Below are 9,853 nucleotides of genomic sequence, written 5' to 3'. Positions count from 1 at the left end.
GACTTCGAGTACGACGGCCTGTTCACCACGGACAAGCCGGTGATCTTCGCCTATCACGGGTATCCCTGGCTGGTCCACCGCCTCGCCTACCGCCGCACCGGCCACCCGCACCTGCACGTGCGCGGCTACAAGGAGTCCGGGACCACGACCACCCCGTTCGACATGGTCGTCCGCAACGACCTGGACCGATACCGGCTGGTCATGGACGTCATCGACCGGGTTCCCGGCCTCGCCGTCCGGGCGGCCGCGGTACGCCAGGAGATGGCCGACGCCCGCACCCGCCACCACGCCTGGATCCGGGAACACGGCACCGACCTGCCCGAGGTCGCCGACTGGACCTGGAACGCCTGAACACCACCGACCCCGAAAGAGGTTCACCGCCATGACCGTACGCGTCGGCATCAACGGATTCGGCCGCATCGGCCGTACCTACCTGCGCGCGGCACTCGACCGTGCCGAGGCGGGCACCCAGGACGTCGAGGTCGTCATGGCCAACGACATCACCTCACCGCCACGCTCGCCCATCTCCTTGATTACGACTTGACGTTCGGGCACATCGAGCGAAGGCGTCTTCGACCCGGCCCTGACCCGGGCCAACGGCACCCCGGCCAAGGTCTTCGGCCGGTACGACAACGAGGGGGGCTACGCCAACCGGCTCATGGACCTCACCGCCCTGGTGGCCGTGGACTGATCCGGGCTGCCGGAGCCATCTCGTCCCGCCCCCGTCGGCCGGCCGGAACCCGGCCGCCGGCGGGGGCAGTCGCGCTCGGCCGCCTCGGCTCCCACCCGGCCTCGTGATCGGGGGCCGATCGGCCCCCACCTCGTCCCGGACAGCCCATGGGACCAGGTCCCGCCGAGCGGGATGCTCGAAGCACGAACCGGTACGGAGGAGACCCGCGATGACCGACGACCTGCTCGAACGATCTTCGGCCCACGCGCTGCTCGCGGACGGGTCCACCGTGTGCATCCGTCCCGTTACTCCCGGCGACCACTCCCGGGTGAAGGGGTTCTACGACGAGATGTCCGCGGAGAACCTCCGCCTGAGGTTCTTCTCGGTGAGCCGGCGCTCGGCCGCTATGGCCGCAGACCGGGCTTGCGCCCCGGCCCGCCCCGGTTACGGGGCACTGCTGGCCGAGACGGGGGGCCGGGTGCTCGGCCTCGCCGAGTACGAGACCGCAGACGCGAGGGACTCCGCGGAGATCTCCGTCGCCGTGGCCGACGGACTGCACCGCCGCGGGGTCGGCACGCTTCTCGTCGAGCACCTGGTTTCGGCGGCTCGCGCCGACGGCGTCACCGTCTTCACGGCCGACGCGCTGAGCGAGAACCACGAGGTGCTCCGGCTCTTCGCCGACCTCGGCCTGCGGACCTCCCGCCGTTTCGAGGGCCCGGAGACGCGCTGCACGATCCACCTCGACGAGGACGACGCCTACCTCTCGGCCGTCGAGTCCCGGGGCCGCGCCGCGGATGTGGCGAGCCTGCGGCCGCTGCTGTGCCCGGAAGCGGTCGCCGTGGCCGGCGCCGGACGCAAACCGGGCTCGGTGGGCCGGGCGATCCTCCACCACATCAAGACCGGCGGCTACACCCGTCGCCTCTTCGCCGTGAACCCCAGCGTGACCTCGGTCCTCGGGGTGCCCTGCTACCCGTCCGTCAGCGCCCTGCCCAGGACACCGGACCTGGTGGTCGTGGCGGTCCCCGCGGCGGCGGTCCCGGTCATCGCGGAGGAGTGCGGCAGGGCGGGCGTGCGCGCCCTCCTGGTCGTCACCTCGGGACTCGATCCCGACCAGGCCCGGGCACTCCGTACCGCCTGCCACACCTACGGCATGCGACTCGTCGGCCCCAACTGCCTCGGCATCTCCCACACCGAGCCCGGCCTGCGCCTGGACGCCACCTTCGCCGACCGCCACCCCCGTCCCGGCAGTGCCGGCGTCGCCGTCCAGTCCGGAGGCATCGGCATCGCCCTGCTGGACGGCCTGTCCCGGCTCGGCATCGGCGTGTCCTCGTTCGTCTCGCTGGGCGACAAGTACGACGTCAGCGGCAACGACATGCTCCAGTGGTGGGAGACCGACGGCCGCACCGACCTCGCCCTGCTGCACCTGGAGTCCTTCGGCAACCCCCGCGGGTTCTCCCGCACCGCCCGCCGGGTGGCCCGCCGGATGCCGGTGCTGACCGTGGACGCAGGCCGGTCCACGGCCGGCCGCCGGGCCGCCGCCTCGCACACCGCGGCCGCCGCCACCCCCACCATGACCCGCCGGGCCCTGTTCACCCAGGCCGGCATCACCGCCACCAGCTCGGTCGGTGAACTCCTGGAGGCGGCCGCGCTGCTCTACTCCCAGACACTGCCGGAAGGCAACCGTGTGGCCGTCGTCACCAACGCGGGCGGAGCGGGGGTCCTGGCCGCCGACGCCTGCGCCGAGGCAGGGCTCGCGCTGCCGTCGTTCACCCCGGCGACGACCGACGAACTGCTCGCCGTGCTGCCCGACGGGGCCGTCGTCGGTAACCCGGTCGACGCCACCGCCGCTGTGACCGAGGAACAGCTCACGGACTGCGTCGACACGCTCATGGAGTACCCGGGCGTGGACGCCGTCCTGGTGGCCCTGGTCCCGACCGCCCTCGCCACCGCGATCGGCGACGACTTGGCACGGGCCGTCACCGGAGCCCCCGGACGCAGGCCCAAGCCGGTCTTCGCCGTCCGTCTGGAGCAGGACCTCCCGGTCCGGCTGCTGCCCGCCGCCGACGAGGCCGGCTCCATCCCGTCCTACGCCGAACCACAGGCGGCGGCGCGGGCGTTGGCCCACGCGGTGGACCGCGCGGCGTGGCTCGCCCGGCCGGCCGGCACCATAGCCGAACTCGACGACGTCGACACCGGGCGCGCCCACGCCGTCGCGGACGCCTACCTGGCCGAGCACCCGCAGGGCGGCTGGCTCGACCCGCGTACCTGCGCCGACCTGCTTGCCTGCTACGGCCTCCCGCAGATCCCGTGGGCCTGGGCCGAGACCGAGGACGACGCCGTCCGCGCCGCCGAACGGCTGCGGGGCGCCGACGGCCGGGTGGTCATGAAGGCCCACTGGCCGGGCCTGGTCCACAAGAGCGAGGAGCGGGCGGTCCACCTCGACCTGCGCGGGGAGCCACAGGTGCGCGCCGCGTTCCGGGACCTGGAGACCCGCTTCGGCCATCTGATGAGCGGCGTGGTCGTCCAGCCGCTCGCCCGGCGCGGCACCGAGCTGTTCGCCGGTGTCGTCCAGGACGAGGTGTTCGGCCCGCTCGTGCTGTTCGGGCTCGGCGGCACGGCCACCGAGATCCTTGCCGACCACGCCGCACGCCTCGCGCCCCTCACCGACCACGACGTGCACGACCTGATCACGTCCCCGCGCTGCGCACCCCTGCTCCTCGGCACCCGCGGCAACGGGCCCGTCGACCTCGAAGCCCTGGAGCAGCTGCTTCAGCGGCTGTCCCGGATGGCCGCGGACCTGCCGCAGCTCGCCGAGGCCGACTTCAACCCCGTCCTGGCCACGGCGGACGGCGCCACCGTGCTCGACGCCCGGGTACGACTGCTGCCGCGCCGGCCACAGGACCCCTATCTGCGCCGGCTCCGCTGAGGGCCGAGGAGGGAACCGAGATGAGGCACAACAAGGTGGGCTCCGTGATGACCACCGACGTCGTCCACGCCTCGTGCGGCACGCCGTTCAAGGAGGTCGCGCGGCTCCTGGCCGGCCACCGGGTCAGCGGGCTCCCCGTGGTCGACGACGACGACAAGGTCATCGGGGTCGTCTCCGAGACGGACCTCATGGCCCGCCAGGCCACCGCGCCGGGTGCCCTCGGGGAGAACCACCGTGCGTCGCTGGTGCGGCTGACGCGCGGCGCCAGACGGCAGGCCGCCAAGGCGCGGGCCCGCACGGCCGGAGACCTGATGTCGGACCCGCCGGTCACGGTGCACGCCGAGAACACCATCGTCGAGGCGGCACGCACCATGGCCGAACGGCGGGTGGAGCGGCTTCCCGTCCTGGACGAGGAGGACCGGCTGGTCGGCATCGTCACGCGGCGCGACCTGCTCCAGGTCTTCCTGCGCCCCGACGGCGAGATCCGTGACGAAGTGATCGACGAAGTCCTCGTCCACGCGCTGTGGCTGCCGCCGCGCAGCGTCGAGGTGTCCGTGGCCGAGGGCGTGGTCACGTTCGCCGGCCACATGAAGCACAGGACCGAGACCGAGATCGCCGTCTCCATGACCCGGCAGATCGACGGCGTGGTCGACGTGATCGACAGACTCACCTACCGCTTGGACGACTCCCGCATCCGCGAGGAGCAGGCACTGCACGGCGCGGCCGACGACTGGCTGCGCGGACTCTGAGAGGGGGACCTTCCCATGACCGGCACGGTGTTAGTCACCTACGGCAGCAGGAACGGATCGACAGCGCACATCGCGGAGTCGATCGCCGACACCCTGCGCGAGAACGGGCTGACCGTCGAGACGATGCGAGCCGTGTGCGTGCCCTTCGTGACGCGCTACGACGCGGTCGTGGTCGGCGGCGGCCTGTACGCCGGCCGCTGGCACAAGGACGCGCGGACGTTCGTCCGCCGCCACGGCAGGGATCTCGCCGAGCGTCCCGTGTGGTTCTTCAGCAGCGGTCCGCTCGACGACTCCGCCGCCGCGCGGGACATCCCGCCCGTGCGCGCGGTGCGCCGCGCGATGCGGGACCTGCACGCGCGCGGGCACGTCACCTTCGGGGGCTGCCTCGAAGAGGACGCCGACGGATGGCTGGCCCGGCGGATCGTGCGGGCCGGGAAGGGCGGGGACTTCCGGGACTTCGACACGGTGCGGGCGTGGGCGTCCGGGATCGCTGCGGAGCTGAAGAAGTGACCGAGGAGGCCGGGCGGATCCCGAACGACATTCACATCGCGCGCAGGGCCGCGCGCCCGACGGCCAGCGCGCTCCAGCCCTGACTCAGCGACGTCCACGTGGTCGACCTCGAAGGCGACGTCCTCGTCCACGGACAGCGCGGTGACGGAGTCGGGCGCCGTCCGGAAGACCCGGCCGGCCGCAGCGTGACGCGTCCGACCCCGGGCGTGCGGAGCAGGGCCCGGCACTCCTCCGCCCTGAGGTCCAGGAGTTGCCGGCCCCCCAGATGAGGGCCGTCAGGCTCGGGGCATCGGGACGATCCTCCAGGTGGGCGAGGAGTGCCGGAGCCATCCTGGCGCGAGCGGCGGCCGTCTCCCCCCGGGTGAGCCCCAGCCGCAGCCGTACCGTCCTCTCCTGGAGTCGTCGGGCAAGCCTTCGTTCAGGCGGGCCAGCCGGTCGTCGCACGGTCGGCCGGCCGGTTCGCCCCGGCACTCTCGATGTCCCGTTCGGCAATGCGCAGAAGCTGCCGGGACAGGTCGTTCATGGCCCTGCCCGCCGCGAGTTCGTCGCCGATCTCCGGTACGTTGCTGTCGGTCGGGCGGCAGTGCGCGGTCCCCTCGGCCGTGAGTGAGGTGCTTCCGGTGTCCAGCACCACGCGTGCCTTGGTCGTTCCGTCGTCTTCCTCGAAGAGGTGGAGATTGACCTTCCACTGTGCCGTGTGCATCGCTTGCCTCCTCAGGTCCGCAAGGACGGAGTCCGCTTCGTCCGTCCTGTTTGTCCACCATCGTCCGGTTCCGGATCCCCTTCACAGGGCCGAAGGTCCCCTCCGTACCGCCGTCCGGCCCCGGAGAAGGCGACCCGGCTGATCCCCGACGGCGACGAGCACGTCGGTGCTCACTGGAAGGCCGCGTGGATCTCCTGCTCGGTCGCCTCGTGCGAGACGAGCAGCAGCTCGTCACCCGGCAGGAGCCGTACGCCGGGGCCCGGCACCGTGGGACGTCCGCCGCGCACGATGGTGGCGACGACGGTCCCGGCCGGCAGCTCGACCTCGCCCAGGAGGTGACCCGCGGCCCGGGAGTCCTCGGTGATCGCCGTCTCGATGACATCGACGCCCGCCTTGCTCAGCCGCAGCAGCGCCACCGTGTCCGTCGCCCCGGTCGCCTCCTCGATGAGGGAGATCAGCGGGGTGGCCGCGGGCACGGCCACGTCCACGCCCCACCGTGCGTCGAAGAGCCAGCCGTTCTCCGCGTCGTTGACCCGCGCGGCGACGCGTGCCACACCGAACCGGCGCTTGGCGAGCAGGGAGATGACGAGGTTGTCCTCGTCCTGACCGGTGGCGGCGATGAGGAGGTCACAGGTCAGGACGCCCGCGCGTTCGAGGAGCACCGGTTCGCAGGCGTCCCCGGCCACCAGGCGCACGCTGGGCACCTCCTCGATCTCGGCGATCCGTTCCTCGTCGAGTTCGACGAGGGTGACGTCGTTGTGTGCCGCGGCCAGTACCTGGGCGATCCGGGTGCCGAGGCGGCCCGCGCCGGCGATGAGGACCTTCACGTTCCCAGCTCCTTGTCCAGAAAGCCGCGCAACCGGCTCAGGGCGGTCGCGGCGACGGCGAAGGTGGCCACGTCACCCGGTTCGGCCAGGACGTCGCGGGCCGGCAGCATGGAGCGGCCGGCCCGGGTCACCTCCACCACGCGGATCTCCCCGTCGACGTCGAGGTCGGTCAGCCGCCGCCCGGTGAGATGGGCCGGCAGCCGCGAGCGCACCACGACGGTCTCGCCGCTGCCGAAGGACAGTTCCGTGGTCAGGTGCCGGTGCAGCAGCATCTGGTGGATGCGGTCCACGGCCCACCGGACACTGGAGATCGCCGGGATGCCCAGGTCGCGGTAGATGGCCGCACGCCCGGGATCGTGGATGCGGGCCAGAACGATCGGTACGCGGTAGGTCTCCTTCGCGGTGCGCGCGCTGACGATGTTGCCGTTGTCACCGGAGGTGACCGCGACGAGCGCGTCCGCGTGGGCGACGCCGGCCGCTTCCAGTACCGGCCTGCTGAAGCCGTTGCCAGGATGGAAGGCACCGGGGAAGCCGGGCGGCAGCCGCTTGCGCGCCATGGACTGCCGGTCGACCACACGCACGTCGTGACCCTCGGCGGTCAGCTGGACGGCGAGGGCGGCTCCCACCCGGCCGCACCCCACGATGATCACTCTCATGGCCTCTCTCCCCTCGGAGTGGTGCCGCGCCGTCGTAACACCCACTTGCGCAGTTCCTCGGCGGCCAGCAGCAGCGCTCCGAACCCGGTCAGGACCGCCCAGTCGACAGGGGCCAGCGGTGCCGTGCCGAAGACGGCCTGGAGCGGTGGCGCGTAGCTGATGGCGGCCATCAGGCCGATGCCGAAGCCGCCGGCCGCGAGCAGCCAGGGATTGCTCAGCAGGCCGACACGGAAGACGCTCTGCCGGTCGGTGCGTACCGCGAGCGCGTTGAAGAACTGGCTGACGACGATGCCGGCCTGGACCATGGTGATCGCCTCCCGGTAGACGGGATCGGTCCTGGTGAAGTCCGCGTAGGGGATGCCGGAGGCGTGGATGTGCCAGAAGAAGACGGCACACACGCCGATCGCCTGGATACCGCCGAGGAAGAGGATGCGGCCCATGACGGCCGCCGAGAACAGCCGTTCACGGCGCGGACGGGGCGGGCTGTCCATGACGTCGCGCTCCATCGGCTCGGCGCCGAGTGCCAGTGCCGGCAGCACGTCGGAGCCGAGGTCGATGGCCAGGACCTGGATGGCCGTGATCGGCACCAGCGGGAAGCCGGCGAAGGTCGCCGCGAGGATCGGGGCGAGCTCGGCGATGTTGTGGCTGAAGAGGTAGATCAGGAACTTGCGGATGTTGCGGTAGACGGAACGGCCGAGGCCCACGGCGGTGGTGATGGACGCGAAGGAGTCGTCGAGCAGCACCATCACCGCGGCCTCGCGGGCCACGTCCGTACCGGAGGCGCCCATGGCGACCCCGATGTCCGCGTGCTTGAGGGCGGGCGCGTCGTTGGCGCCGTCCCCGGTGACGGCGACGACCTCGCCGCGCCGCTGCAGCGCGGTGACCACCCGCATCTTGTGCTCGGGACTGACCCGGCAGAGCAGCAGCTCCGTGGAGCCCGCCAGCAGCGCGTCCAGGCCGTCGTCGTCCAGCGCGTCCAGCTGCGCGCCGGTGGCCACGGACGGGGCCGGGCCCCGCACGATGCCGACCCGGCGGGCCACGGCCTCCGCGGTCAGCGGATGGTCACCTGTGACCATGACGATACGGATGCCGGCGCGCCGGCAGGCGTCCACCGCGTCCCGGACCTCGGGCCGCGGCGGGTCGTACATCCCGGCGAGTCCGAGCAGGGTCAGCCCCGACTCGACCTCGCCGAGCGCCGGGTGCGCCCCGGCGACCTGCCGCCGGGCGACCGCCAGCACACGCAGCCCGCCGCCGGCCATGCCGTCGGCCGCGGCCACCACCCGGTCGCGGAGAGCAGCCGTCAGCGGGGTGCTCGCCCCCTCCCACTCGACGGCGTCGCAGCGGGCGAGCAGTTCGAGCGGAGCGCCCTTCACGCACGCGACGTAGGCGCCCGCCGCGTCGCGATGCACGGTGCTCATCAGCTTGCGGTCGGAGTCGAAGGGATACTCCGCCACCCGCGGCGCACGGCCCTCCTCCGCCGCCGGATCGACACCGGCCTTCCCGGCGGCCACCAGCAGTGCGCCCTCCGTGGTGTCGCCCAGCACCCGCCAACCGTCCCGCCCGGACGGCGGCACCAGCCGGGCGTCGCTGCACAGCGCCGCCGTACGCAGCAGCTCCCGCACCGGTCCGGGGTCGGCGACCTCGCCCGCGGGCCCGTACCCCACGCCGGTGACCGCGTGCGCCCTACCGTCGGCCCACAGCTGTACGACGGTCATCTCGGCCTGCGTGAGCGTGCCCGTCTTGTCGGTGCACACCACGCTCGTCGAGCCCAGTGCCTCCACCGCGAGCAGCTGCTTGACCAGGGCGTGCCGGCGTGCCATGCGCCGGACACCGATCGCCAGCGACACGGAGAGTGTGGCGGGAAGCCCTTCCGGCACGAGGGCCACCATCACCCCGAGCGAGAAGACGAACGTGTCCACGAACGGCTGCCCGCCCGGCGCGCGGATCGCGAACAGCAGGGCTCCCGTCGCCAGGGCCAGGCCCGCCACCCGGCGTGCCATGGACGCGACCTGACGCTGGAGCGGGGTCTGCTGGCGGGGTGCGGCGGCGGTGAGCCGGAAGATCCGCCCGAACTCGGTGGTGGCCCCGACGGCGCACACCACGGCCCTGCCCGTGCCCGCAACCACGTCCGTGCCCATGAAAACGGAGTTGCGCGCCTCCAGCGGCGGACCGGCCGGCACGGGCTCGGCCACCCGGGCGGCGGCGTCGCTCTCACCCGTGAGCGCCGCGTTGTTGACCGCCACCTCGTGTGCCTCGACCAGCCGGCAGTCGGCCGGTACGGCGTCCCCGGCCTCCAGGAGCACGAGGTCACCGGGAACCAGTTCGCGGGCCGGCAGCTCCCTGGGTTCGCCGTCCCGCAGGACCCGGCAGGTGTGCGGCACCATCGCCTGCAGGGACTCGGCGGTGCGCTCCGCGGAGTACTCCTGGGTGAAACCGATGCCGGCGTTCAGCAGGACGACACCGAGGATGGCCAGCGCCAGCTGAAGAGTGGCCGGGTCCCTGGGCCTCTCCAGCGCGTACGCGAGGAAGGTGATCGACGAGGAGACCAGCAGCACCACGGCGAAGAGGTCGGTGAACTGGGCGGCCAGGCGCCGCCATACGTGTCCCCGGCCCACGGCGGGAAGCTCGTTGGGGCCGTAGCGGGCATGCCTGGCGGCGGCCTCGGCGGAGGAAAGGCCGCGCCGCGAGCCGTTGAGGGCGGTGAAGACCTCGGGGACGGTCAGCGCGGGGACGGAGACGGCGGGCGGCCCCGGTTCCGCTGCCGGGGACGGTGGTCCCTTTCCGGGGCGCACGGTTGCGCCGGACGGGTCGT

The 9,853-nt window shown here is 72.8% G+C and carries 8 protein-coding genes and 1 pseudogene; 5 read left to right on the top strand and 4 right to left on the bottom strand.

The window, feature by feature from the left end:
- The 5 genes and pseudogenes from ACZ4O3_RS38345 to ACZ4O3_RS38325 form a co-directional block, all read left to right on the top strand.
- Window positions 1–351, top strand: a 351-nt coding sequence (locus tag ACZ4O3_RS38345) for a phosphoketolase family protein (RefSeq protein ID WP_467726837.1), incomplete at its 5' end; no start/stop codon positions are given.
- Window positions 352–382: 31 nt separating this feature from the next.
- Window positions 383–564 (top strand): annotated as a pseudogene (locus ACZ4O3_RS38340) (glyceraldehyde 3-phosphate dehydrogenase NAD-binding domain-containing protein); the annotation flags it as partial.
- Between the two features lie 335 nt (window positions 565–899).
- Entirely contained in the window at window positions 900–3,596 is a 2,697-nt protein-coding gene (locus ACZ4O3_RS38335) for a bifunctional acetate--CoA ligase family protein/GNAT family N-acetyltransferase (protein ID WP_467726836.1), read from the top strand.
- Between the two features lie 20 nt (window positions 3,597–3,616).
- Window positions 3,617–4,345 (top strand): CBS domain-containing protein, encoded by a 729-nt coding sequence (locus ACZ4O3_RS38330; RefSeq protein ID WP_362732711.1) that lies wholly within the window; start codon window positions 3,617–3,619, stop codon window positions 4,343–4,345.
- A gap of 15 nt (window positions 4,346–4,360) precedes the next feature.
- A complete protein-coding gene (locus tag ACZ4O3_RS38325) occupies window positions 4,361–4,855 on the top strand; it encodes a flavodoxin domain-containing protein (protein WP_384992424.1) in 495 nt (164 codons plus the stop codon).
- Window positions 4,856–5,273: 418 nt separating this feature from the next.
- On the opposite strand, the gene ACZ4O3_RS38320 is transcribed toward ACZ4O3_RS38325, so the two are convergent.
- From ACZ4O3_RS38320 to ACZ4O3_RS38305, 4 genes are all read right to left on the bottom strand, one after another.
- Window positions 5,274–5,558 (bottom strand): DUF1876 domain-containing protein, encoded by a 285-nt coding sequence (locus ACZ4O3_RS38320; RefSeq protein ID WP_362729663.1) that lies wholly within the window; start codon window positions 5,556–5,558, stop codon window positions 5,274–5,276.
- Window positions 5,559–5,728: 170 nt separating this feature from the next.
- A complete protein-coding gene (locus ACZ4O3_RS38315; protein ID WP_362729665.1) occupies window positions 5,729–6,385 on the bottom strand; it encodes a potassium channel family protein in 657 nt (218 codons plus the stop codon).
- Complete coding sequence (locus ACZ4O3_RS38310; protein WP_467726833.1) at window positions 6,382–7,041, bottom strand: potassium channel family protein; 660 nt, start codon at window positions 7,039–7,041, stop codon at window positions 6,382–6,384. The genes ACZ4O3_RS38315 and ACZ4O3_RS38310 overlap by 4 nt, the downstream gene beginning before the upstream one ends.
- Window positions 7,038–9,833, bottom strand: a complete 2,796-nt coding sequence (locus ACZ4O3_RS38305) for a cation-translocating P-type ATPase (protein ID WP_467726831.1) — start codon at window positions 9,831–9,833, stop codon at window positions 7,038–7,040. The genes ACZ4O3_RS38310 and ACZ4O3_RS38305 overlap by 4 nt, the downstream gene beginning before the upstream one ends.
- Between the last annotated feature and the right edge of the window lie 20 nt (window positions 9,834–9,853).

The organism is Streptomyces sp. NPDC026515 (assembly GCF_055567595.1).
The sequence above is the reverse complement of the archived record's forward strand: the minus strand, read 5'-3'. Positions and strand labels throughout refer to the sequence as shown.

What these genes read in the sequence shown, in the direction of transcription:
- ACZ4O3_RS38335 (WP_467726836.1), top strand. Translation starts at nt 900, where the DNA reads ATGACCGACGACCTGCTCGAACGATCTTCGGCCCACGCGCTGCTCGCG.
- ACZ4O3_RS38330 (WP_362732711.1), top strand. Translation starts at nt 3,617, where the DNA reads ATGAGGCACAACAAGGTGGGCTCCGTGATGACCACCGACGTCGTCCAC.
- ACZ4O3_RS38310 (WP_467726833.1), bottom strand. Translation starts at nt 7,041, where the DNA reads ATGAGAGTGATCATCGTGGGGTGCGGCCGGGTGGGAGCCGCCCTCGCC.
- ACZ4O3_RS38325 (WP_384992424.1), top strand. Translation starts at nt 4,361, where the DNA reads ATGACCGGCACGGTGTTAGTCACCTACGGCAGCAGGAACGGATCGACA.
- ACZ4O3_RS38320 (WP_362729663.1), bottom strand. Translation starts at nt 5,558, where the DNA reads ATGCACACGGCACAGTGGAAGGTCAATCTCCACCTCTTCGAGGAAGAC.